General features: G+C 73.5%; 15 protein-coding genes. 7 read left to right on the top strand and 8 right to left on the bottom strand.

All coding sequences use genetic code 11. The annotated features are described in order from the left end of the window. Positions 1–8: 8 nt before the first annotated feature. Together OG936_RS03050 and OG936_RS03045 are read left to right on the top strand one after the other, a co-directional pair. Complete coding sequence (locus OG936_RS03050; RefSeq protein WP_406492339.1) at positions 9–455, top strand: hypothetical protein; 447 nt, start codon at positions 9–11, stop codon at positions 453–455. Next, positions 452–2,404: a condensation domain-containing protein gene (locus OG936_RS03045; protein WP_406492338.1), complete on the top strand. Its 1,953-nt coding sequence runs from the start codon at positions 452–454 to the stop codon at positions 2,402–2,404. Before OG936_RS03050 ends, OG936_RS03045 begins: the two co-directional genes overlap by 4 nt. A gap of 123 nt (positions 2,405–2,527) precedes the next feature. Here the strand turns inward: OG936_RS03045 and OG936_RS03040 are convergent, their stop codons facing one another. Beyond that, positions 2,528–3,586 (bottom strand): hypothetical protein, encoded by a 1,059-nt coding sequence (locus OG936_RS03040; protein WP_406492336.1) that lies wholly within the window; start codon positions 3,584–3,586, stop codon positions 2,528–2,530. A 362-nt stretch (positions 3,587–3,948) separates the two neighbouring features. Between OG936_RS03040 and OG936_RS03035 the strand changes: the two genes are divergently transcribed. From OG936_RS03035 to OG936_RS03015, 5 genes are all read left to right on the top strand, one after another. Beyond that, positions 3,949–4,218, top strand: a complete 270-nt coding sequence (locus tag OG936_RS03035; protein ID WP_406492334.1) for a phosphopantetheine-binding protein — start codon at positions 3,949–3,951, stop codon at positions 4,216–4,218. Beyond that, positions 4,211–5,890: an acyl-CoA ligase (AMP-forming), exosortase A system-associated gene (locus tag OG936_RS03030; RefSeq protein ID WP_406492333.1), complete on the top strand. Its 1,680-nt coding sequence runs from the start codon at positions 4,211–4,213 to the stop codon at positions 5,888–5,890. Before OG936_RS03035 ends, OG936_RS03030 begins: the two co-directional genes overlap by 8 nt. Further along, positions 5,887–7,149 (top strand): pyridoxal-dependent decarboxylase, exosortase A system-associated, encoded by a 1,263-nt coding sequence (locus OG936_RS03025; protein ID WP_406492331.1) that lies wholly within the window; start codon positions 5,887–5,889, stop codon positions 7,147–7,149. The genes OG936_RS03030 and OG936_RS03025 overlap by 4 nt, the downstream gene beginning before the upstream one ends. A 345-nt stretch (positions 7,150–7,494) precedes the next feature. Continuing rightward, positions 7,495–8,424: an ABC transporter ATP-binding protein gene (locus OG936_RS03020; protein ID WP_406492329.1), complete on the top strand. Its 930-nt coding sequence runs from the start codon at positions 7,495–7,497 to the stop codon at positions 8,422–8,424. Then, the gene (locus OG936_RS03015) at positions 8,414–9,172 is read left to right on the top strand and encodes an ABC transporter permease (RefSeq protein WP_406492327.1); all 759 of its coding nucleotides are present in this window, start codon (positions 8,414–8,416) and stop codon (positions 9,170–9,172) included. Before OG936_RS03020 ends, OG936_RS03015 begins: the two co-directional genes overlap by 11 nt. Before the next feature lie 59 nt (positions 9,173–9,231). On the opposite strand, the gene OG936_RS03010 is transcribed toward OG936_RS03015, so the two are convergent. The 7 genes from OG936_RS03010 to OG936_RS02980 all read right to left on the bottom strand — a co-directional run bounded on the left by OG936_RS03010 (position 9,232) and on the right by OG936_RS02980 (position 23,827). Next, positions 9,232–10,743, bottom strand: a complete 1,512-nt coding sequence (locus OG936_RS03010; RefSeq protein WP_406492325.1) for an AMP-binding protein — start codon at positions 10,741–10,743, stop codon at positions 9,232–9,234. Further along, a complete protein-coding gene (locus tag OG936_RS03005) occupies positions 10,740–11,555 on the bottom strand; it encodes a thioesterase II family protein (RefSeq protein WP_406492323.1) in 816 nt (271 codons plus the stop codon). Before OG936_RS03005 ends, OG936_RS03010 begins: the two co-directional genes overlap by 4 nt. Beyond that, positions 11,552–12,640 carry an HAD-IIIC family phosphatase gene (locus tag OG936_RS03000; protein WP_406492321.1) on the bottom strand — a complete coding sequence of 363 codons (1,089 nt, stop codon included), beginning with the start codon at positions 12,638–12,640 and terminating at the stop codon, positions 11,552–11,554. Before OG936_RS03000 ends, OG936_RS03005 begins: the two co-directional genes overlap by 4 nt. Beyond that, complete coding sequence (locus OG936_RS02995; protein ID WP_406492319.1) at positions 12,637–13,821, bottom strand: acyl-CoA dehydrogenase family protein; 1,185 nt, start codon at positions 13,819–13,821, stop codon at positions 12,637–12,639. Before OG936_RS02995 ends, OG936_RS03000 begins: the two co-directional genes overlap by 4 nt. A gap of 36 nt (positions 13,822–13,857) precedes the next feature. After that, on the bottom strand, positions 13,858–14,112 hold the full coding sequence (locus tag OG936_RS02990; RefSeq protein WP_406492317.1) for an acyl carrier protein: 255 nt from the start codon (positions 14,110–14,112) through the stop codon (positions 13,858–13,860). 6 nt (positions 14,113–14,118) lie between these two features. Continuing rightward, positions 14,119–14,970, bottom strand: coding sequence for a 3-hydroxyacyl-CoA dehydrogenase family protein (locus OG936_RS02985; protein WP_406492315.1), 852 nt, complete (start codon positions 14,968–14,970; stop codon positions 14,119–14,121). 82 nt (positions 14,971–15,052) lie between these two features. Beyond that, on the bottom strand, positions 15,053–23,827 hold the full coding sequence (locus OG936_RS02980; protein WP_406492314.1) for an SDR family NAD(P)-dependent oxidoreductase: 8,775 nt from the start codon (positions 23,825–23,827) through the stop codon (positions 15,053–15,055). Positions 23,828–23,843: the final 16 nt, after the last annotated feature.

Here is a 23,843-nt window from a genome sequence, read left to right as displayed (position 1 = left end):
AAGCGGCCTTGGAAGCGGCCTTGGAAGCGGCCTTGGAAGCGGCCTTCGACGCAGCCTTCGACGCAGCCTTCGAGGCAGCCTTCGACGCGGCCTTCGACGCGGCCTTCGAAGCAGCCTTGGAAGCAGCCTTCGACGCGGCCTTCGAAGCGGCCTTGGACGCAGCCTTCGTCATATGGATCACACCTTCCCATGAGGGAGACGCCCAGGAATATGGACGTCCACCGGGCGATGAATTCGTCCGGCGAGAAGGAGAATCCGGCATGTCTATTGGTGGCGTCAACACTTTCGGACCCGGCTTCGGATCGCTTTCGATGACAGCAAGTTGCCGTCCGTCATTGGCCATCGGGAAATGCTGTTTCTTCTCCCTCGGGGCGGGGATTCTGGAAAGGCTCGAAAGCGGCGGGACCGGAAGACCGGACGGCCGGAAGAACGCTGGAGGAGGAGGCGGCGGATGAACGGCGCGAGCAGGACCGGGGCGCGGGGCGAGGAGCTGTGCTGGGGGCAGCGGTACCACTGGCTCAGGTACCAGCAGGTGCCGCCCGGCACCCGGCATGACGCCCATGTCGTGGTCAACAGCCCGGTTCCCGCAGGGGTTCCGCTGGCCGTGGTGCGCACGGCGGTGGACTTCCTGGTGCGCCGTCACGAGGGACTGCGCACCGTGATCGACGCCGAGGCCCGGCCGTGGCCGCGCCAAGTGGTGCACCCGCCCAGGCCGTTGCGGCTGCGGACCGTCACTTCGGAGGCCGACGGCACTCCCGGGCCGGCCGAAGTGATCGCCGAGATGACCGAGACCGAGTTCGATCTGGCCCGTGACTGGCCCATCCGGGTCTGCGTGGTGACCACCGGCGGCATGCCCGCCCGGGTGGTGCTGGTGCTCCACCACATGAGCTGCGACGACTGGTCACTGGGCTTGTTCCAGCGGGAGTTCGTCGAGCTGGTCGGGGGGCTCTCCCGGGGGCGGCGCGCTCAGCTCCCGCCGGTCGCCCACCAGCCCGTCGGTCTCGCTGCCGCCGAGGCCACCATGGCCCCGGCCGAACGGGAGCGGACGACGGCGTACTGGCGGGAGGCGGTACGGCGGCTGCCCGCCGACGCGTTCGGCACCCGCCGACAAGTCCCGCCCGGCACGGCGGCTCCGGCCGCGCACGCCGCCACCCTCACCGCGCCCGCCCTGCTGGGCACCGTGCGGCAGCTCGCGGCCCGGTTGCGGCTGTGGCCGGCCGCCGTGCACCTGGCCGCCTACACGGTCGCCTGCGCGGTCTACACGGGGGAGGCCGGCGTGGCCCACCGGTGGCTGGCCAGTCATCGGGAGGGCTCCCTGATGAACGTGATGACCTGCATGTTCAGTCCCACCCTGGTCGGCGTGGACCTCTCCGGCGACCCCGCGTTCAGCGAGGTGGCGGCGCGCGTCGCCGAGGCGCTGACCAGCGCTCAGGAACACGCCCACACACCCTGGGACGAGCTGGCCGAACTGGTGGCCCAGGAGGGCCACCGTCGTGGGCGGCCGCTGCGGGTGACCTCCGAGGTCAACTTCCTCAGCAGGCCCGAGCAACGCTGCGGCAGCCGCCGCGACCGGTTCCTCCGTGGACCGGAGCCCGCCGCCTGGGCGCGTTCCGGCACCGACTCCTATTTCACCGTGCTCGAAATGGGCGATGGGGTGCGCCTCAGCCTGAGCACGCTGGCCGAGGTGCTGGACGAGGCCGGCGTCGAGGCCTTCCTGCACGGCTACGTCCGGCTGCTCGAAGCTCACCACGACCCGGCTGCCGACCTGCGGCTGAGCGAGGCCGCGGCGCTGTTCGGGTACGCCCCGCCGGCGGCGGCACGGCGGACCGGTCGGTCGGGCGGGGACCTGGTCGACCTGGAAGCGGTCGAGCGGGTGCTGGCCGGACACCCTGCGGTGCTCCGGGCCCGGGTGGACGAGGCGGAGGCCGCGGAAGGGCGGCTGATCGCCGATGTCGAGACGGCGCGAGCGATGCCGGAACGGGAACTGCGGCGGTACGTCCGGGACGTCGTGGCCACCGAGCCGGGGGCGTCCTGCCCCGAGCGCTTCCGGATCACCGTACGGGAGAGGGCGGGCGCGGCCTACCGGACGGAGGAGCCGGGCATCCGAGCCGGGGCCGGCACCGGGACCGAGGCGGAGGCCGTGCTGGCCGTCGTGGTCGGAGAGGTGAACGAGGTGGCGGAGGTCGACCTCGACCTGCCGTACACGGCCGCCGGCGGACGCCTCCTGCGCGGACCGCTCGTCGTGGCCGAACTGCGCCGCCGCGGCTGGACCGGACTCGGCCTGGAAGCCCTTTTCGGCATCCGCCCGCTGGAGGGACTCGCCCGCGACCTGGTTCCCGTAGGCAGTACCCGGGACGCGGAGACGGCCGGGCGCACCGGTGTGACGGTCCCCGCCGGAGCCTGAGCTGCGGCTCCGGCCGGGATCGGGTCAGGTGACGTGCGGCCGGAGCGCGGCGGCACCACCCCTGTCGGCCCTCCGGCCCCGGGCGGGGCCGGAGGGCCGACAGGGGTCGGCAGCGGGCCGGGGTCAGGCCGCCGTGTCGACGGCCAGGCGCCGTGCCAGGCGGACGCCGGCCTGGAAACGGCTGACCGAGCCGAGGCTGTGCATCAGGGCGGCGATGTGACGGCGGCAGGTGCGTACGGACATGCCGAGCCTGCGTGCCACCGCCTCGTCGGTGAGACCCTGGGACATCAGCAGGGCGATGGAACGCTGGAAGTCGTCCACCACGTCCTCCGCGTAGCCCGGTTCGTTCGGTTCGAACGGGCTGGCCGACTCCCAGAGCAGGTCGAACATCTCGACCAGACAGTGCACCGTGGTCTCGTCCCGCACGGGCCGCGCGGTCGGCGGCAGTACGCCGTCGCCCGGTGCGACCACCACGCCCACCACGCGGTCGAAGACCACCGCCGCCTGGGGGACCGCGCGTATGGTGCGCAGCTCCACACCCCGGGCCACCAGTTCGGTCGCCCGGGCCCGGGACGCGAAGTCGGCGCGTTCGCGGTGCGGGACGAGGACCCGCAGTGCGACCCCGGAGCCCAGGGCGTCGCAGCAGGCCTCGAAGACGCCGTCGACGCCGGGCCAGAGTGCCACCGCCTCCTCCTGGCAGTCGGCCGCGGCGAGCCGGAGCAGCCCCCGGACCTCCGGCTCGCCCTCCGCGCGGTCGATCACCCCGAGAGGGCCGGAAATCGCTCCCGACCCGCCCGCGATGGTGTCGATGCGGGCCCGCAACTGGTCGGCCCGGTCCCGTTGCTGGAGGATCGCCCGTTCCATCGGCGACACCAGCAGTGTCGCCGCCGTCTGCGGGTCGAGCGGTACCAGGATGCCGTCCGCGCCCTCTTCGGTGCGCAACATGCGCAGCTCGACGAGGCGAGCGGCCGCGGCGAACACCTCGCCGGCCGAGAGGCCCAACTCGGTGGCCACCTGGTCGACCGCCGTGGGCGTCAACGACCCGTGGTGTGTTGTGTACTGGTAAACCGCGACCACGCTGTCCCGATCCGTCGGTTCCGTCGGCGAGGCTACTCCGGGCGCCGCCGCGGCGCCGAACAGACCGTCTGCGGTGGGGCTTTTGATCGTGATCCCCGTGATCATGCAGAGACCTCCCACTGTCAAGAATGCGAATCGTGTCGTCCGGTCGACTGGCCGGAACCGGACGCCACGCTTACCGCGCATCGTGGACATACGTGCCATCACCCTGCCGCCGTCCCCCTGTCGTCGGCTCCGCCCGGCCCCCGTTCGGATGCCGTTTCCCTGCTGCTTCGCTGTTCCTTCTCCGTCGGACCGCCCGCGCCGTCACCTCACCCGTGGGGTACGTGCTGGTCACGGCGGGGACTGGGCCGAGTGGCAGTGGCGTGATGGCAAGACGAGAGCGGCCGGTGGTCGAGTAGCCGCGTTCGTGCACCTGCGCAGAACACACGCACTCCGGCGGAAGAAGAGAATGGGGACCGACCACCATGGCCGATTTGCAGATCCCGCGTGCTTTCCAGGACGCGCTGCTGCAGTACCTGCCCTATGCCGAGGCGAGTGAACTCGCCCCCGCAGACGACCTGGCGGCACTGGGCCTGGACTCCATGGGGGTGGTCCAGCTCCTCGCGGAGCTGGAGGACACCTTCGGGGTGGAGCTGCCCGACGAGGCGCTCACCGAGGAGACCTTCGCCACCGTGGGTTCCCTGTGGGGGGCCGTGGCCGAGTTCGTGCCGGCGGAGCCCGTCGGCCATGAGTGAGAGGCTGACCGAGACCGAGGCCGTCAGGGGCGGGTCCCGGCCCGGCCCGGCCGGGCGCATGCCGTACGGACGGGCGGCCCACGGGACGCCCGGCACACCCGGGGCGACAGGGACGCTCGTGCGGCTCGACCAACTGCTCGGCCGTGGCGCCCCCGACCGTCCGGCGCTGACGTTCAAGGAGCGCACCCTCACCTACCGCGAGCTCGCTGAGCAGGTCGCGGCGGCGGCGTACGGCCTGTACCGGCTGGGTGTGCGGCGGGGCGACCGCGTCGCGGTGTACGCCGAGAAGCGCGTCGAGACCGTGGTGGCCGTGTTGGCCGTCGCCGCGGCCGGCGGGGTGTTCGTGCCGGTCAACCCCCTGTTCAAGGCCCGCTATCTGGCCCGGCTGACCGATGACTGCACGCCGGTCGCCCTGATCACCACCGCCGAACGGATGGAGACCGTGCGCGGCGCGCTGACACCGAACACCTCGGTGCGGCACCTCGTGGTGATCGGTGAGACCGCCGCCGTGCCGCCGGTCGACGACCGCTGGAAGATCACCTCCTGGCCCCGGCTGGGCGAGCCGGGCGCGCGGCCGGTGCCCGGCGCCGACGCGGTGATCGACGCGGACGTCGCCGCGGTCTTCTACACCTCCGGCAGCACCGGCGGACCCAAGGGCGTGGTGCTCTCCCACCGCAACCTGCTGGCCGGGGCGGAGAGCGTGGCTACCTACCTCGCCCACACCGAGGACGACGTCCTGCTCGGCCTCCTGCCGTTGAGCTTCGACGCGGGATTCAGCCAGCTCACCACCGCATTGGCCCGCGGCGCCCACCTCGTGCTCACCAACTACCTGGTGCCCCGCGAGGTGATGCGGCTCTGCGCCCGCCACGGCGTCACCGGGCTGACCTGCGTGCCTCCCCTGTGGATGCAGCTCGCGGCGCTGGAATGGCCGCGGGAGGCCACCCGGCGGCTGCGCTACTTCGCCAACACCGGCGGGCGGATGCCGGCTGTCACCCTCACCCGGCTGCGCGGCCACTTCCCGCAGGCCCGCCCCTACCTGATGTACGGGCTGACCGAGGCGTTCCGTTCCACCTACCTCGACCCCGACGAGGTCGACCGGCGGCCCGACTCCATCGGCAAGGCCATTCCCAACGCCGAGGTGCTGGTGGTCCGGCCGGACGGCACACCCTGCATGCCGGGTGAGCCGGGCGAACTGGTCCACCGGGGCGCGCTGGTGGCCCTCGGCTACTGGAACAACCCCGAGACCACCGCCCTGCGGTTCCGGGCGCTGCCCGGCGGCGTGCCCGGGGTGCGGCAGGAACTCGCCGTCTGGTCCGGGGACACCGTCCAACGGGACGAGGAGGGCTTCCTCTACTTCGTGGCCCGCGCCGACGAGATGATCAAGTCGTCCGGCTACCGGATCAGCCCTACCGAGATCGAGGAGGCGGCCTACGCCACCGGACTGGTCACCGAGGCGGTGGCGTTCGGCGCGGCGGACGAGCAACTCGGCCAGCACGTGGTGCTGGTGGTCTGCGGCCCGTGCGGCACCGGGGGGCTCCGCCAGGCCATGGCCCGGGAACTGCCGGCGTACATGCTGCCGCGCCGCATCATGGAGCTGGACGTGCTGCCCCGTTCGGCGAACGGGAAGTTCGACCGGGTCGAGCTGCGGCGCCTCGCGGAGGCCGGCTCATGAGCGCGGTGGATGAGCTGGGTGTCACCGCCGCCGCGCCCTACGGGCCCGCTCTGCACGGGGTGGCGGGTGGCGAGCTGACCATCGGGGGGATCCCCGCCGGACTGCTCGCCGAGCGGGCCGGAGGCACGCCGTTCTTCGCCTACGACCGGGCCCTGATCGCCGCCCGGGTCGCCGAGGTGCGTGCCGCGCTGCCCGGCGCGGTGGAGCTGAGCTACGCGGTGAAGGCCAACCCGATGCCCGCCGTGCTGCACTGCCTGAGCACCCTGGTCGACGGCCTCGACGTGGCGTCGGCGGGGGAAATGCTGGCGGCGCTGGACACGGGTGTGCCACCGGCCCGGATCGCCTTCGCCGGGCCCGGCAAGACGGCCGCGGAACTGCGGCAGGCGGTCGCCGCCGGAGTCCTCGTCGAGCTCGAATCCGCCACCGAGCTGGCCCGGTTGGCGAAGGCCGGAGAGGAACTCGGGGTCCGTCCCAGGGCCGCACTCCGCATCAACCCGCCCTTCGCGGTGCGGGGTTCGGGTATGAAGATGGGGGGTGGGCCGCAGCAGTTCGGCGTGGACTCCGAGCAGGCGCCGGCCCTGCTCGCCGAACTGGGGTGCACCGGGGTCGAGTTCGAGGGGTTCCACGTCTTCGCCGGGTCGCAGAACCTCGACGCCGACAGCATCCGCGCGGCGCAGCGGGCCACGGTGGAGCTGCTGGCCGAGCTGGCCGGGCACGCCCCGGCCCCTGTGCGGTACCTGAATCTCGGGGGCGGGTTCGGCATCCCGTACAGCGCCAGGGACCGGCCGCTGGCCCTCGGTCCCATCGGGGAGAACCTGGCCGAACTACTGGACACCGTGGTCCGGGACCGGCTCCCGCTGGCCCGGCCGGTGATCGAACTCGGCCGGTACCTGGTCGGCGAGGCCGGGGTCTACCTGACCCGGGTGGTCGACCGCAAGGAGTCCCGGGGGACCGTCTACCTGGTCGTCGACGGCGGCCTGCACCACCAGCTCGCCGCCACCGGCAACCTGGGCCGGGCGCTGCGCCGCAACTACCCCCTCGCACTCGCCGGCCAGGTCGACGCCGGACCGGACGGGGACGAGGTCGTCGATGTCGTCGGCTGCCTCTGCACCCCCCTCGACCTGCTCGGCAAGGCGGTGTCGCTGCCCCGGGCCGAACCGGGTGACCTGATCGCGGTGTTCCAGGCGGGCGCGTACGGCCTGACCGCCAGCCCGGTCGCGTTCCTCGGCCACCCCGCACCCCGTGAGCTGCTCGTCTAGTGCCGCGACCGGCAATGTTTGCCCGGAAGGGGAACTAGGAGTGTCTTGACCATCTTGTGCCGTGCCAGGCAGCGTTCCGCCCGGTCGTGGGCGGACCATGCCCGCCACGGCGCAGGGCCGGACCGGCGAGCGGCGTCCCGCGCCCGCGCGGCGGGCGGATCCGCCGGCAGGGGTCCTCTGCCGGCGGATCCGGCTGACGCGGCGCACGGGCGTGCCGGACGCCGATCGCCCGGCCACGGACCGTCAGCACGCTACCGCGCGAGCGGTGACGGTCCGGTCCGTTTCGCCCCTGACCCGGGGTACCCCAGCCCCGGGTCACCGTGGAGCATTCACACAGGAGCCCGAATGAAGATCCCAGCGCCCCCGTCACCGCCCACGCAACGCGCCACCTCCGGCCCCGGGAGTACGCGGCCGCCCGAGAAGCGGCCCGCCGAACCCGTGCTGGAGGTCACCGGGCTGACCAAGCGCTACGGCGATGTCGAGGCCCTCGGCGGCTTCACCCTGAGCGTCGCACCGGGCGAGATCGTCGGTCTGGTCGGCCACAACGGAGCGGGCAAGACCACCTTCGTGGAGGTCGTCTCCGGGCTGATCCGCGCCGACGGCGGCACCGTGAGCGTCGCCGGCCACGACCCGCACACCGCCCGCCACCTGGTCGGGGTCTCCCCCCAGCACCTCGCGCTCTACCCGTCGTTCACGGTCCGCGAGCATCTCAAGCTGTTCGGCGGCCTCTCCGGGCTGCGCCGCGGCGCACTGAGCGACGCGGTCGACGAGGTCGCCGCCGACCTGCGGCTCACCGAGTTCCTCGACCGGCCCGCCGGGTTCCTCTCCGGTGGCCAGCAGCGCCGCGCGCAGGCCGGCACCGCGCTGATACACCGGCCCGCCCTGCTGCTGCTCGACGAACCCACCGCAGGCGCAGACCCGGAGACCCGCCAGGCGCTCCTCGACACCGTCCGCCGCCGGGCCGACGACGGCGCGGCCGTGGTCTACACCACCCACTACCTCGCCGAACTGACCGAGCTGGACGCCACCCTGGCGGTGGCCAAGCGTGGTCGCGTGGTCGCCCGCGGCACCGCCGCCGAGCTGCTCACCGGCCTGCCGGGCGAGGTACGGCTCACCTTCGAAGACGGAACCGAGGACCGCCGCTCCACCGACGACCCGACGGGCACCCTGGTCGGGATGCTCGCGGGGGCCAGCCGGCCGGTGGCGTCGGTCGACGTCCGCAAGCCCGATCTCGACGACCTCTACCGATCCCTGGCGGTACTCGATGGCGACTGACACCCTGCTGCGCACCGGACTGCTCGTCCGGCACAACCTCATCCTGCGGTTGCGCGACCCCGGACAACTGATCAGCTACGTGGCGATCCCCATGGTGCTGATGCTCGTCCTCAAGCCCTTGTACATGGAGGCCCTGGACAGCGGGACCGTGCAGGCGGTCACGGGTCCGCTGGTGATGTTCTCGGTCTTCGCGCTGGCCGTCGTGGGCAACTCGATCATGGTCGAGAGGGAGTGGCGCACCTGGGACCGGCTCCGGAGCACCCGGGCCGGCCGGGCCGAACTGCTGCTCGGCAAGATGGTGCCCGGCTTCGTGGTCCTGCTGGTCCAGCAGTGCGTACTGATGGCGTACGGCTCGCTGGTGCTCGGGCTGGACCTGCCCGGCTCCGTGATCGGCTGGGTGGCGCTCGCCGTCGCCGTGTGGGGGCTCGCCCTGCTGTCCATGGGAGCGTTCCTGGCCACCGTGGCCCGCAGCCGGGGCGACCTGGGCATGGTCACCGACCTGGGGGCCATCTCCATCAGCGCGCTCGGAGGGGCACTGGTGCCGGTGGATCTGATGCCGGGCTGGGCCCAGCACGTCGCGCCGTTCTCGCCCGGCTACTGGGCGATGTCCCTGCTGCGCGCCGCGCTGTCCGGGGACGGTGCGGGGATGGTCCGGCCCGTCCTGGTGTGCCTGGCCATCACCTTGGTCTTCGGCGTGCTCGCCGCCTACCGGCTCTCCCGCGGGTGGGGCCGCAGCCACCTGCTGTGACGCGGTACCGGTGACCCGGTCAGGCCCGTTCCGCCCCGGTTGCCGGGGCGGAACGGGCCTCACACGTGCCGGGCCGCGCGGGCGGTCAGCTCCTTGCGGTCGACCTTGCGGTTGGCGTTCAGCGGGTACGCGTCCAGGTGCACGAAGCGGCGCGGTACGAGCGGACGGGGCAGGAACTCGGCCAGCGACCGGGCCAGTTCGGCCGGCGGCCGCACCGTGCCCAGCAGGTAGGCAGTGAGTTCGCCGTCCGCCGCCACCACGACCGCGTCGCGTACACCGTCCACCCGCCGCAAGGCGCACTCGACTTCGGCGAGCTCGACCCGTATGCCATGGATCTGCACCTGCTGGTCGAGGCGCCCGAGGCAGGCCAGCTCGCCGTCGTCGCGTTCACGCACCAGGTCCCCGGTGCGGTACCAGCGGGCGCCGTCGACGTCCAGGAACCGGCCTTCGTCGTCCGCCGGGTCCAGATACCCGGGGAACATCTGGTCCCCGGTCACGCAGAGTTCACCCTCGTGCACCAGATACCGCAGACCGGGATGGAACGTGCCGATGGGCACCATGCCGTTGACGCAGCGACCGGGCGAGCGCACCGGGTCCCAGCGGTGGACGGTGCAGGAGATGGTGAGCTCGGTGGGGCCGTACAGGTTCTCCACCGCGGAAGCGGGCGCGGCGCTCTGCCAGCACGTTGCGTCGTGGGCCAGCAGCGGTTCCCCGCAGAACAGGCTCCAGCGCAGCGAGGGCATCGAGTCGGCCGCCAGTCCCCGCGGCCTGCGGGACAGCTGGGAGATCAGGCTGGGCGCGGAGAACCACACAGTGATGCCGTGGTCGGCGACGAACCTCTCCAGCGACGCGTAAGCCGTGGGGGGCACGCTCACCAGGGTGCCGCCCGCCCCCCAGGCGCCGTACAGGTCGAACACCGACAGGTCGAAGGTGAGGTCGAAGGTCTGTGAGAAGACGTCGCCCGGGTGGAAGCGGTAGCGGTCGTGGACGAACCGCAGATACGCGTCCACGTTGCGGTGCAGCACCGGCACGCCCTTGGGGCGGCCCGTCGAGCCCGAGGTGAACAGGATGTACGCCACGTCGTCGGGGTCCGCCGGGCGCAGCCCGGTCAGGGGTGCGTGCGGCGACGGCCACCGCACCACCGGGACGCGGTCCACGACCCCGGCGAGGGCGGGCAGCGCGGCCTCGCCCTCCGCGGCCACGATCAGCACGTCCACCCCGGCCGCGGTGATCATGTGCGCGGTGCGCTCCGCCGGGAAGGCGGGGTTGAGGGGGACGACGGCCGCCCCCGCGTAGCCGGCGGCGAGATGGCCCGCGTACGCCGTCACGGACCGGGCGCCCAGCAGGCCGACCCGGCGGGGCCGCCCGCCCGGCACGGCCGCCGTGACGGCACCGGCCAGGGCGAGGGCCCGCTCGTGCAGTTCCCCGTACGTCACCCGGTCCGCCCCGGCCCGGAGCGCCTCGGCGCCCGGGCCGAGGGCGAGCCCCCGCAGGAACCAGCCGGTCAGCGTCCCGTCGGTCCGGTCGGCCTCCGCCGCCGCGCCGGGCGGGACGGCGTGCAGGGTGGTCATACCGCACTCCGCAGCGCGCGCTCGATGTGCCTGTGAGTGATTTCGGCCTGCGCGAGTACCGCGAAGTGCCCGCCGGACAGGGTGTGCAGGGTCGACGGGCCGGTCGTCCCCCGCTTCCATTCGGCCATGCCGGAGGCCGGCCCGCGGGGGTCGCCGTTGGCGGCCAGCGCCGTGACGGGCACGGTCAGCGGCGGTTCGGCACGGTACCGGTACGACTCCTTGACCGTGAAGTCCGCGCGGAACGGCGGCAGGATGAGCCGCAGGACCGATGGGTCCGTGAGCATCCACTCCGGGGTTCCGCCGATGCGCCGCAGCAGCGCGACCACCTCGTCGTCGCTCGCCCCCGTCATCCGCGGGTCGTCCTCGCCCTCGGTGGCCCAGCCGCCGCCGGGGGCCGGGCAGCCGGACACGATCAGATGGACCGGGTCCGGCCCCTGCCTGCGGCGGATCTCCCGGACCAGCTCGAAGGCGATCGTCGCGCCCAGACTGTGCCCGTACACGGCGAACGGGCGTCCTGGCCGACCCGCGGCCAGGTCGGCCAGGACGGCCTCCGCGAGGTCGGGAACCAGCAGGTCCATGGCGTCGTACGGGACCTCTTGCAACCGCGTCTCGCGGCCGGGCAGCTGGACCGGCCGGACCGAGGCCGACCCGATCCGGCCGAACCAGGACCGGAAGACGGAGGCGGAACCGCCCGCGTGCGGCAGGCAGTACAGCAGCGGGCCGTCGCTGCCCGGATGCTCGGCGAAGGGGAACCAGGCGCCGGCCGGCCTCCCCGCGCGGGACGCCTCGGCGGGCGCGACGACCGTGCTCATGGCCTGACCTCCAGCCGTACGTAGCCGGGGGCGTCCTGCGTCTGGCTCAGGTCGGCGGCCAGCACCACCCGGTCGCCCTCGCGGCTCACCTCGCGGAACCCCGCGAAGGCGTAGGTGATCTGCATCATCCGGTTGCGGCCGGTCTCCACGAAGTCGGCGGTCAGGCCGGCTCCGGCATCGCGGGCCAGACGCATCAGATGGCCGAGCAGCACCGAGCCGACGCCGCGGGACATCACCCGGCAGGACATCAGCAGCATCCGCAGCCGCCAGTCCGGCGCGCCCTTCTCCACCAGGGCGAGGCCGATCTTGCCGTAGGAGCCGAAGCGGTCGGTGAGCTCGGCGACCAGCAGCAGATGATCGGGGGACTCGCGCAGCTCGTCCAGCTCGTCGTAGGAGTAGGTGCGGCCGGTGGCGTTGAGCTGGTTGGTGCGGACGGTGAGCTCCTCCGCCCGCTGGAGGTCCTCCCGGGCGGCCGGAGCGATGGTGAAGGCCATGTCCAGGCCGGCCAGGAACTCCTCGCTGGTGCCGGTGAACTCGCTCTCCAATTCCTCCCTGGCGAGCTGGCTGCGGTACATCTCGCGGCGGTTCGCGGACTCGTCGGACGTGAACCGGGGCCGGAACTCGTCGCGGAGCAGCTCCGTGTCGATGTCCGCGGCGTTGATCCGGGTCACCTCGGGCAGCGAGAACTCCATCTCGGCCAGCTCGAAGTCCTGGTCGTCGACGAAGGCGAACGCGTCCAGACCGAGGTTGAGCCGGGCGGCGATGGTCCTCACCGAATCGGACTTCGGGTTCCAGCCGATCCTCGGGCAGAGGAACAGCTTCTCCAGGCCCAGTTTGCCGAGTTTGGCCATGGCGGTGTCATGGTCGTTCTTGCTGGCCACGGAGTGCAGGATGCCCAGCGCGTCCAGGCGGCGGATGTGTTCCACCACGCCGGGGCGCACGGTGACGTCACCGTCCTCCAGCAGCACCCCGTCCCACAGGGTGTTGTCGAGGTCCCACACCACGCACTTGATCCGGCCGCGGACCGGCTTGCGGTACGGGTCCTCCGCCTGCTCGGCGGCCGGCGGCTGTATCGCTGTGGTCACAGCGTTCCTCCTGTTCCGGGCGTCCTCTCGCGGAACGCCTCGTCGGCGATGGTCAGCCGCTGGATCTCGTTGCTGCCCTCGATGATCTCGGTGACCTTGGCGTCCCGCATCAGACGGGCCACCGGGTAGTCGGGGGTCAAGCCGTTGGCGCCGTGGATCTGCACCGCTTCGGTGGAGTGCCGGGCGGCGGCGGTCGACGCGAAGTACTTCGCCACCCAGGTGGCCATGATGGTCGACGGGTCCCCGGCGTCCTTGAGCTCCCCGGCCTGCCGGCACAGCAGCCGGGCCGCCCGTACGTCGGTCACCATGTCGGTGAGCTTGGCGCGGATCAGCGGGAGTTCTCGCAGCGCGGCGCCGCCCACCGTGCGCCGGCCGGCGTAGTCGGCGCTGGCGTCCAGGCAGGCCTGGACGATGCCGACCGAGCCGCAGGCCACGCTGTACCGGCCCAGGTCGAGGGTGCCGCTGAGCACCATGCCGGAGGCGAAGGAGCTCGGGCCGAGCAGCGCGTCCGGCCCCAACTCCACGTGGTCGAAATCGATCTCGGCGAGCAGGGAGGCCCGGGTGCCGAAGATCTCGTTGATCGGTGTGACGCGCACCCCGGGGGTGTCCTTGGGGACGAGGAGCGCCACGATCGAGGTCTCGGTGTGGGCGAACACCAGGAAGAGGCCGGCGATCTGTCCGCCGGTGGTCCACTTCTTGCGGCCGTTGAGCAGCCAGCCGCCCCGGTGCGGGACGGCGGAGGTGGTGATGCCGGCCGCGTCGCTGCCCGCGCCCGGTTCGGACAGGCAGAACACACCGCGCACGCTGCCGTCGGCGAGCGAGGGCGCCCACCGCTCCACCTGTCCGGGCGAGCCCCAGCGCAGCAGGGCCCACGACAGCATGGTGTGCACGGTGAGCAGGGAGCGGACCGAGGAGCAGCCGCGGCCGACCTCCTCGTGCACCTCGCCCAGGGTCACCAGGTCGAGGCCCTGGCCGCCCAGGCGCCGGGGCAGGAACGGGGCCCACAGGCCCAGCGCGCCGAGGCGCTCCAGGAGTTCGCCGGGTACGTAACCGGCCTGGTCCCAGTCGTCGGCGTATGGGGTGACGAACTCGTCGACGAACGCGCGTACCGAAGCCCGGTCGACGGCCGGGCCACCGGTCCGCGTGCCGCCTGCCGGCGGCGACACGACCGTGGTCGTCATGCTGATCCTCCTCGGTTCTCTCGTGTGCGCCGCCGGTCAGGCGGACGCGTCCAGCCGACCGACCAGCGCCGACATCGCGGCGACGGTGCGGAAGTTGTCGATCTTCAGCTCGCCGTTGGGAACGGCGACACCGAAGGTCTTCTCGATGAACATCACGAGTTCCATCGCGAAGAGGGAGTTGATGTAGCCGAGGGCGAAGATGTCCTGGTCCGGAGTGAGATCTGCCTGCGGGAAGCGGCCGCGGACGAAGGAGGTGATGCGCTCGGCGGCGGTGAGGGCGACAGTGGTCATGATCGTTTACTCCTGAGTTCCGTAGGTGTAGAAGCCACGGCCGGTCTTCCGGCCGTGCAGCCCGGCGTCCGTCATCTGCTTCAGCAGCGGGCAGGGGCGGTACTTGCTGTCGGCGTAGTGCTCGTAGAGCACCTCGACGCTGTAGAGGATCGTGTCGACGCCGATCAGGTCGGCGGTCTCCAGCGGGCCCATCGGGTGGCCGAAGCAGCCCCGGAAGACCTCGTCGACGGACTCGGCGGTGGCGACGCCCTCGTACACCAGGAACGCCGCCTCGTTCACCGTGAGCATGAGCACCCGGTTGGAGACGAAACCGGACGCGTCCTTGACGTCGACGGCCCGCTTGCCGAAGCCGGCCAGGAACGTCCGGGTGCTCTCCACGGTCTCCGTGCTGGTGTGGAAGCCGGGGATCAGCTCCACCACCGGCTTGGCCGGCACCGGGTTCATGAAGTGGACACCCACCACGCGCTCGGGGTGGGAGCCGAGGGAGGCGACCCGGGTGATCGGAATCGCCGAGGTGTTCACGATCACGATCGCGGTCGGGGAGAGCACCCGGTCGAGCTCCTGGTGGACGCCCTTCTTGGTGTCCCAGTCCTCGGTGACGTTCTCGATCACGAAATCGGCCTTGGCGAGGGCGTCCAGACCCACGGCCGTGGTGATCCGGCCGAGGATCTCGTCGGGGTCCAGGGTCGGGCCGCCCATCAGGCCACTGAGACGGGCATTGCGGGCGATCACCGCCCTGGCGTCGGCCAGGTTCTCCTCCGAGACGTCCACCAGGACGGTCTCGAAGCCGTACTGTGCGAGGTTTTGGGCGACGCCTGTTCCCATGACGCCGGCGCCGACGACTCCTACGACGGTCATGCCACTGTTCTCCGTTTCTGTGCGGGGTGGTCGGGGGTGTGCGGGGTGATGCGGATGCGGTGAGGCGGACGGGCGGGTGCGGTCAGGCCGTCCGGTGGCCGACCGGGCCGACCGGTGTCCCCACGCCCTGGACCACGCGGGCCAGCGCCTCGACCGTGGGGGCCTCGTACAGCACGCGGGGCGGCAGCTCGGCGTCCGGGAAGGAGCGGCGGAGCTGGGCCAGCACGGCGATACCGAGGAGCGAACTGCCGCCGAGCTCGAAGAAGTTGTCCAGCGATCCGACGGACTCCAGCTTCAGGTGCTCGCACCAGACCCCGGCGACGGCCTCCTCGGCCGGCCCCTCCGGCTGCCGGTACGGAGTCAGCAGGTCCGGCCTCGGGTGGCGGGTACCGGACGTGGTGCCCGCGACCGCCGGGGTGAGGACCGCCTCGACGGTGAAGCCGGTGCTGTAGCGGACGATGGTCGGCAGGTCCTGGGTGGACACCACCACGCGCGGCTCACCGGTGGCCAGGGCCCGCAGCAGGCACCGCCAGCCCTCGTCGAAGCCGATGCCGAAGGTCGCGCGGTGCTGGCGGAAGAACGACTGCAGTTCGTCGTCGTAGCCCGCCAGGCCGAAGTCCCAGGCGTTCCAGGTCCATTCGCCCCAGCTGATGGAGACCACCCGGCGGCCGCCCTGAGCGAGCCGCGCCGCCGCGGCGTCCAGATAGGCGTTGGCGGCACAGTAGTCGACCTGGCCCGGACCGCCGCCGGTGGCGGAGGTGATGGACGAGAACAGGACCAGGAAGTCCAGCTCCGTCTCGTCCGGCCCGCCGATCCCCAGCGCCTCGGTCAGGGCCCGCAGGCCGGCGACCTTCGGGGCGAGCACCAGCTCGGAGTCCTCCGGTTCCTTGAACTGGATCAGGCCGGTGCCCGCCACGCCGGCGGCGTGCAGCACGCCGTGCAGCGCGCCGAACCGCTCCTGGGCGGCGCCCACCGCCCGGCGCATGTCGCGGGGGTCCGCCGCGTCGCCGCCCACGATCTCCACCTGGGCGCCCAGGGCGAGCAGCCCCAGCACCTGGCGGACCCGCTCGCGCACCGCGTCCTCGGCCTGCTCGGCGCCGGACGCGATGGCCTCCCATCGCTCGCGTGGCGGGAGCCCGCGCCGGCCCATCAGCACCAACCGCGCCCGGCAGGAGCGGGCCAGCCGCTCCGCCATGGCCAGGCCGATCCCGCCCAGCCCGCCGGTGATCAGGTAGACGCCCTCCTCGCGCAGCAGGTCCTCCGCCACCGCCTCGGGGTCGGCCGGGTGCAGGGACTCGTACCGCGGGACCCAGCGCCGGGCGCCGCGCAGCGCCACCATCAGGTCGGCGCGGGGCCGGCGCAGCTCCGCGGCGACCGAGGCGGCCTGGACGCCGGGCAGCGCGTCGATCAGGCGGGTGCTGATCCCCGGATACTCCAGGGGCACCACCAGTGACGGACCGACCAGGGTGGCCGCGGCGGGGCGCACCTCCGTGCCGTCCAGCACCTGGTGGACACCCGCGGTGACCAGGTCGAGCTCCCAGTCGAGGCGGCCGAGTTCGTCGGCCGCGCGGGCCAGCGCGACCACGGTGTGCAGGCCGCGCCGCACCGTCTCGTCGTCGGTGCTCTCGTCGTCGTCGGCGTCGATGTCGCCGAGCGTCCACAGGTGGACCACCCGCTCCAGCTTCAGCCCGCGTCCGCGCAGGTCCGTCAGGAGGTCCAGGGCATCCTCATGGCTGCCGGGGCGGACCGTGCGGTCGCCGTCCGGCAGTTCGGTGTGGCCGTCACCGGGCCGGACCGCGGTGACCGTCGCGCCGTCCCTCTCCGCGGCCCGGCGCAGTTCCGCCAGGATCCGCTCGGCGGCCGCACCGTCGGTGTAGACCAGCCAGTGGCCCGGCTGCCCCTCGGCGGGGGCGGGAGCGGCCGTCTGCCGCCACACCGGCTGCCACAGCCACTGCTCCTCCGGCAGCAACGGCACGCGTTCCAGGTCGGCGAAGGAGGTCGGCTCCTCCAGCGGCCCGGCGGACAGCGCCGGCGCGGCCCGGCCACCGGGCATCGGTGCGGGGTCGATCCAGTAGCGCTGGCGCTGGAAGGGATACGTCGGCAGCGGCACCCGGCCCGGCGTGGCGCCCTGGTGGAGCGCGGTGGTGGCGGGACCGGACCCGTGGTAGGCGGCCCAGTCGAGGTCGACGCCCGTCATCCAGAGCCGGGCGACACACTCGGTGAGCACCAGGTCGGCGGGGCGGGGATCGCTCTGCGCCGGCAGGGTGGCGGTGATCAGCGGCCAGCGCTGCGGAGGGCAGTCGGCCCCGCGCACCATCGCGCCCAGCGACGGGCCCGGGCCGATCTCCACCATCGCGAGCTCCGGCTCGGCCAGCAACCGCTCCACCGCGTCCGCGAACCGGACCGTGCGGCACATGTGTGCGGCCCAGTAGCCCGGGTCGCACACCAGGGCGGCGTCGGCGACGTCGCCGGTGACGTTGGACAGGTACGGCAACGCGGGCGGGTTGAGGGTGACGTTCTCGGCCACCCAGGCGGTGAGCTGTTCGGCGAGCGGCGCCAGCATCCGGGAGTGGAAGGCGTGCGTGGTGCGCAGCGGCCTCGCCGGGACACTGTCCCGCGCAAGGTCGGCGATCAGCGACTCCAGGGCCTCGCCGGGCCCGGCCACCACCACGGCGGACGGTCCGTTCACCGCGGCGACGTCCAGTCCGCGCTCCGCCAGTCCGTAACGGTCGAGCAACTGCTCCGCGTTCAGCGGCACGGCCACCATCGAGCCGCGTTCCGCCTCGCCGATCAGCCGTGCCCGGTGCGCGACCAGGGCGATCGCGTCCTGAAGCGACAGCACCCCGGCCAGGCAGGCGGCGACGTACTCGCCGAGGCTGTAGCCCAGCATCATCGAGGGCCGTACACCCCAGGCCAGGAACGTGCGGGCCAGCGCGTGGTCCACGGCGAACATCAGCGGCTGCACCACCTCGGTGCGCTCCAGCTCCGCCTCCCGCCCGTCGGCCGGACCGGTGGCCCGGCCCAGCAGGGCGGCCAGGTCGGGGCCCGCGCCCGGGCGGTCGCCGGTGAGCAGCCCGGTCAGGTCGACGTCCGGCAGCTCCTTCGCCAACAGGTCCAGGCAGTGGTCGAGTTCGGCGCGGAACACCGGCTCGTGCCGGTGGAGGTCGCCGACCAGGCCGGGGTACTGCTCGCCGACCCCGGCGAAGAGGAACGCCACAGGACGGCCGGAGACCGTCTCCACCCGGGTCGTCACCGGTGTGTCTTCGTCTTCGCCGGAGAACACCGCCGCCGCGTGGGCGGTGCCGCCGACCACTGCCGCGCGCCGGTGCTCGAAGACCTTGCGCCCGGCCTGAAGGGTGAACGCCACGTCGGTCGGACGTAGTTCGGGGTGCGCGGCCAGGTGCTCACCGAGCTCGCGCACCGCCTGGTCGGCGGCGGCCTCGGACCGGGCCGAGAGCACCAGCGGGTGGTGGCGGCGGATCTCCGGACCCCGGGCCGGCGGCGCGGGCGGCTCCTCCACCACGACGTGCACGTTGGTGCCTCCCATGCCGAGCGAGTTGAGCCCGGCGATGCGCGGCCGGCCGTCGGGGCCGGACCAGGCGGCGGTTCCGGTGTTGACGTAGAACGGGCTGCCGGCGAAGTCGATCTGCGGGTTCGGGCGGGTGTAGTTGAGGGACGCGGGGACCACGCCCTCGCGCACCGTGAGCGCCGTCTTGATCAGTCCGGCCGTGCCGGCGGCGTGGTTGAGGTGACCGATGTTCGTCTTCACCGCGCCGATCGGGATCGACCCCGGCCGGGCGGCCGGTCCGAACGCCCGGGTGAGCGCGGCGATCTCGATCGGGTCGCCCAGCTCGGTGGCCGTGCCGTGCGCCTCCACGTAGCCGATCTCGTCGCTGGTGACCTGGGCGTCCACCAGCGCCGCGCGCACCGCCGCGGCCTGTCCGGTGACGCTCGGCGCGGTGTAACCCGCCTTCTGGGCGCCATCGTTGTTCAACGCCGATCCCCGGATGACCGCGTGCACGGTGTCCCCGTCGCGCAGCGCGTCGGAGAGCCGCTTCAGGACGACCACGGTCGCACCGTCGCCGAACAGCGTGCCGGTGGCCTCCGCGTCGAAGGAGTGGACGTGGCCGTCGTGGGAGTCCATCCCGCCGGTCTGCCGCAGGTGTCCCCGGCGGTCCGGTACGGCCACGGACACGCCGCCGGCCAGCGCCGTCCCGCACTCCCCGGCCCGCAGGCTGCGCACCGCCGTGTGCACGGCCACCAGCGAGGTGGAGCAGAACGTCTGTACGGCCACGCTCGGCCCGTCGAGGTTGAACAGGTACGACACGGAGGTGGTCAGCGCGTCCTTGTCGTTGCTCATGATCAGCTCGTACGGGTTGACGTCGCCCTCCGCGACGAGCTGCGGCAGCATACCGAGCAGGTAGGTGCTGAGGTTCGAGCCGCCGAACACGCCGACCCGGTCGCGGTACCCCTCGTGGGCGTAACCGGCATGCTCCAGTCCCTCCCAGCAGACCTCCAGGAAGAGCCGCTGCTGGGGGTCGGTGAGCGCGGCCATGCGGGGGCTCATCCCGAAGAACCCCGCGTCGAACCCGGTGATGTCGTCCAGGACCGGGCGGGCCGGCACGTAGTCCGGGTCGTTGGCCAGGTCCGGATCCACCCCCGCCTCGATCAGCTCCTCCGGGCTGAAGAAGGTGACCGACTCGACGCCGTCGCACAGGTTGCGCCAGAACTCCACCACGTCGCCCGCGCCCGGGAAGCGGCCCGCCATGCCGATGATGGCGATCCGGCGGTCCAGTTCGTCGGCGTCGGGCAGCTCGGCGGTGGTGGCGGTCCTCGCCACCGGGGCGGACGGCTCGGCCCGCGCGGCGGGTACGGCGTCGACCGGTGCCGCCGGGCGTCCGGGCACGGCTGCCGGTGCCGGGGCCGCGCTGACCGGGCGGGGGCCGCCCGCGTCGAGGACGCCGGCCAGGCCCCGTACGGTCGGCGACTCGAACAGGGCGACCGTCGGCACCGCCACCCCGAAGCGTTCCTTGACCGTGGCCAGCATCTGCAGGGCCAGCAGCGAACTTCCGCCCAGGTCGAAGAAGTTGTCCCGGATGCCGACCGGCTCGATGGCCAGGACCTCGGTCCACAGCGCGGCCAGGGCGCGCTGGGTCGCGGTGACCGGGGAGACGTAGGGCTGGGGCAGTTCCGGGCGCGGGAAGGTGGCCGCCGGGACCGTTGGTGCGGTGGGCCGGGCCGCCGCCGGCCGGGGCAGCCGGTCGCCCAGACCGCCCGCGGCCACCACCAGGGACCGGGCGGCCCGGGTGAACAGCCCGTCGAACGCGGTGAGTGCCTGCTCGACGGTCATGGCGTGCGCGGTCATCGCGGCGCCGAACGGCCCCTCCAGACGTTCCAGGGTGGGGGCCCAGGTGTCCCAGGCGGCGGAGATCCAGCGGGTGGCGTCGCCAGCCGCACCCCCGGCGTGGGCGGCGAGGGCCGCGTTGGCCGCCGCGTAGCCGCCGAAGGCCAGGCCGCCGAGGTGGGCCGAGGTGGAGGAGAACACCACGCACCAGCGCGGAGCGCCGTCGGCGGGCAGCTCCCGCAGCACCGCCCGCAGGGTGCGCGCGCCGCCCACCTTGGCCTCGAAGTGGCGTCGTACCGTCTCCTCGTCCAGGGCGCTCAGCGGGAGGAAGGTGTCCTGCGCGGTGTCGGCGGCGGCGTGCACCACGCCGTCGAACGTCCCGCCACCGTCGGTGAACAGGGCGCGTACGGCGGCCTCGTCGGTGACGTCCAGCCGCACCGCGCGGACCTCGGCGCCGAGCGCGGACAGCTCCTCGACCGCCCGCCGGCGCGGGTGGGCCGGGTCGTCCGGGAGCCCGGAGCGGCCGGCCAGGACGACCGAACCCGCGCCGCCGCGCACCAGGTGCCCGGCGACGAGGAGGCCGACGTCACCGAGACCGCCGGTGATCAGGTAGCGGCCACCGGCACGCACCGCTCCGTCGGTCTCGGCGGCCGGGCCCGCGCCGTGGCCGCCTTCCGGGGCGGCCGGGACGTAGGAGGGGCGGTGGCGGCGGCCGGACCGGTACGCCGTCAGCGGGTCCGCGGCCACCCGGCGCAACTCGGCGAGCAGGTGCGCGGCGGCCTGTGCGGGCTCCGCCGCCGGGTCGAGGTCCACGCCCCGGCTGTCGAGGCCGGGGTACTCCTGCCCGGCCACGACCGGGAGGGCCGCGAGGGCGGCCTGGGCGGGGTCGGCGCTCTCCCCGTCGGACACGGCCCGCGCGCCCCGGGTGGCGAGCACCACCCGGTCCGTGCTGGGCAGGCCCGCCCAGGAGGACAGGAACCGGGAGACGGCGAGCACCGCGTCACCGGGCTCCCGCGCGTCCAGCGAGGCCAGGTGAACGACGGTCAGCGGGCCCTCGGCCGGAGCCGTCGCGGCCTCGGCCTCCGCGTCCTCGTTCACCAGGGCGACGTCGGCCACGCCGGCCGCGCGCAGCAGGCCGGCCAGGGCGTCGGCGACACCGTGGCGGTCCCGGCTGAGGGCGTAGCGGCCGGTGAGACCGGCGTCGGCGGCGGCCGCACCGGCCTCGTCGGGCGTCCAGCGGGGGGTCAGCAGCGTGACGTGGCCGGAGTCCTGCGGCGCGGAGCCGTCCCGGGCCGGCTGAGGCGTGCCGTCGCTTCCGGCGGGGGCGGCGGGCGGGTCGATCCAGTAGCGCCGGCGCTCGAACGGGTAGCCGGGCAGACCGACCCGGACGGCGTTCCGGCCCTGGGCGTAAGTGTCCCAGTCGACGGGTGCGCCGGCCAGCCAGAGCCGGGCCACGGCCTCGGCCAGTGCCAGGCCGTCGTCGGCGGCCGTCTCGGGCAGCGCCTCGACGACCCGTTCCCGCTGCTCGGCCGTCAGACCGGACAGGTCGGCCGTGCCCAGCACCAGCAGGACGCGTTCCTCATCGGCGAGCAGCTCGGCGAGGGTGTCGCCGGAGCCGGTGTGCGCCACCGCGGTGGACCCGAGCGCCTCCAGGGCGGCGGCGGGCGGGAGCGCCTCGGACAGGCGGTCGGCGACGAGCCGTCCCGAGCCGCGGCCGGCGTACGCGGCGGGCGTGACGCCCCAGGAGCGCAGCAGCGCCGTCAGCGCGTGGGCCACCGGGAAGGAGGTCTGCGTGTCGTTCGGGCCGGCCGGCTCGGCTCCGCCGGGCGCCGTGCGGCACGCGTCCAGGGCGGTGTGGAACGCGGGCTCGCGCGCGGCCAGTTCGTCGGCGTCACGCAGCCGGATCGGGCCGTCCGGCAGGTACAGGGTGACCGGCCGGTCCGTACGGCCCTGCTGCCCGGCGAGGTACGCGCCCTCGTGGATGCCGCGGGCCGCGTCCCGCGCCGAGCGGGAGACCAGGGCACGGCGGTGGCTGAGGACGGCGCGCCCGGTGTGCAGGGTGTGGGCCACATCGGCCAGCGGGACGGGCTCCGTCTCCAGGCGGGCGGCCAGGCGCCGTCCCGCCTCGTCGGCGGCCGTGGCGGTCCGCGCCGACCACACCAGCAGCTCGGGACGGGCCGAGGACGGCGCGGCGTCGGCGCGCACCGGCCGCTCGGGCGCCTCCTCGATCACCACGTGGGCGTTGGTGCCGCCGATACCGAAGGCGCTGACGCCGGCACGCCGGGGGCTCTCGCCGCGCGGCCAGGGCCGGTTCTCGGTGACGACCTCCAGCCGGGCGTCACCGGAGAGGAGTTGCGGGTTGGGTGTGGAGTGGTTGAGGGTGGCGGGGATCTCCTCGTGGTGCAGCGCGAGCGCCGCCTTGATCAGTCCGGTGACGCCCGCGGCCCGGTCGAGGTGGCCGACGTTGCTCTTCACCGAGCCGAGCAGCAGCTCCTCGCCCGCGAACACCTGCTGGAGCGCGGCGAGTTCGGCCGCGTCGCCGAGGGCCGTGCCTGTGCCGTGGGCCTCCACGTAGGTGATGTCGCCGGGCTCCAGCCCGGCGGCGGCCAGCGCCTCGGCGACCACCTCGGCCTGTCCGCCGACGCCGGGCGCGGTGAAACCGACCTTGCGGCCCGCGTCGTTGTTGACCGCCCAGCCCCGGATCACCGCGTAGACGCGGTCCCCGGCCTCCAGCGCGTCCTCCAGGCGGCGCAGCGCGACCACACCGACGCCGTTGCCCAGCAGGCTGCCCTGCCCGGAGGCGTCGAAGGCGCGGCACTCGCCGTCGGGGGAGCTGATGCCGCCGGCCTGGTAGAGGTAGCCGGTGCCGCCCGGCACCGTGATGGCGACGCCGCCGGCCAGGGCGAGGTCGCACTCGAACGCGGCGAGGCTGGTGGCGGCGGCACAGACCGCGACCAGCGAGGTCGAGCAGTAGCTCTGGATGCCGTAGGCGGGGCCCGACAGGCCGAGGGCGTGGGCCACCCGCAGGGGCAGCGAGTCCTTGTCGTTGGCCAGGCCCATGGCCAGTTCGCCGACCTGCTGGGCGACCCCGGCCGGAACCAGGTTGTGGTTCATGTAGCTGCTGATGGCACAGCCCGCGAACACCCCGATCGAGCCGTCGAAACGGGCCGGGTCGCAGGCCGCGTCCTCCAGCGCGTGCCAGCTGTGCTCAAGGAACAGCCGGTGCTGCGGGTCGAGGATCTGCGCCTCCTTCGGGTTGATCCCGAAGAAGCCCGCGTCGAACAGGTCGACGCCGTCGACCACCGCCCCTGCCTTGACGTAGTCGGGGTCGTCCAGCAGGTGCTGCGCGACCCCGGCGGCCCGGAGCTGCTCGTCGGTGAACCGGGTGACGCCGGAGCGGCCCGCCCGGACATTGGCCCAGAGTTCGGCCGCGTCGGCGGCCTTCGGGAAGCGCCCCGACAGGCCCACCAGGGCGATGTCGGTCGAAGCGACCTCGATCGGATGCTCGGTCATGTCGTCCGTCCTCGTC

Source organism: Streptomyces sp. NBC_00846, from assembly GCF_045207325.1.
Taxonomy (GTDB): Bacteria; Actinomycetota; Actinomycetes; order Streptomycetales; family Streptomycetaceae; genus Streptomyces.
The sequence above is the reverse complement of the archived record's forward strand: the minus strand, read 5'-3'. Positions and strand labels throughout refer to the sequence as shown.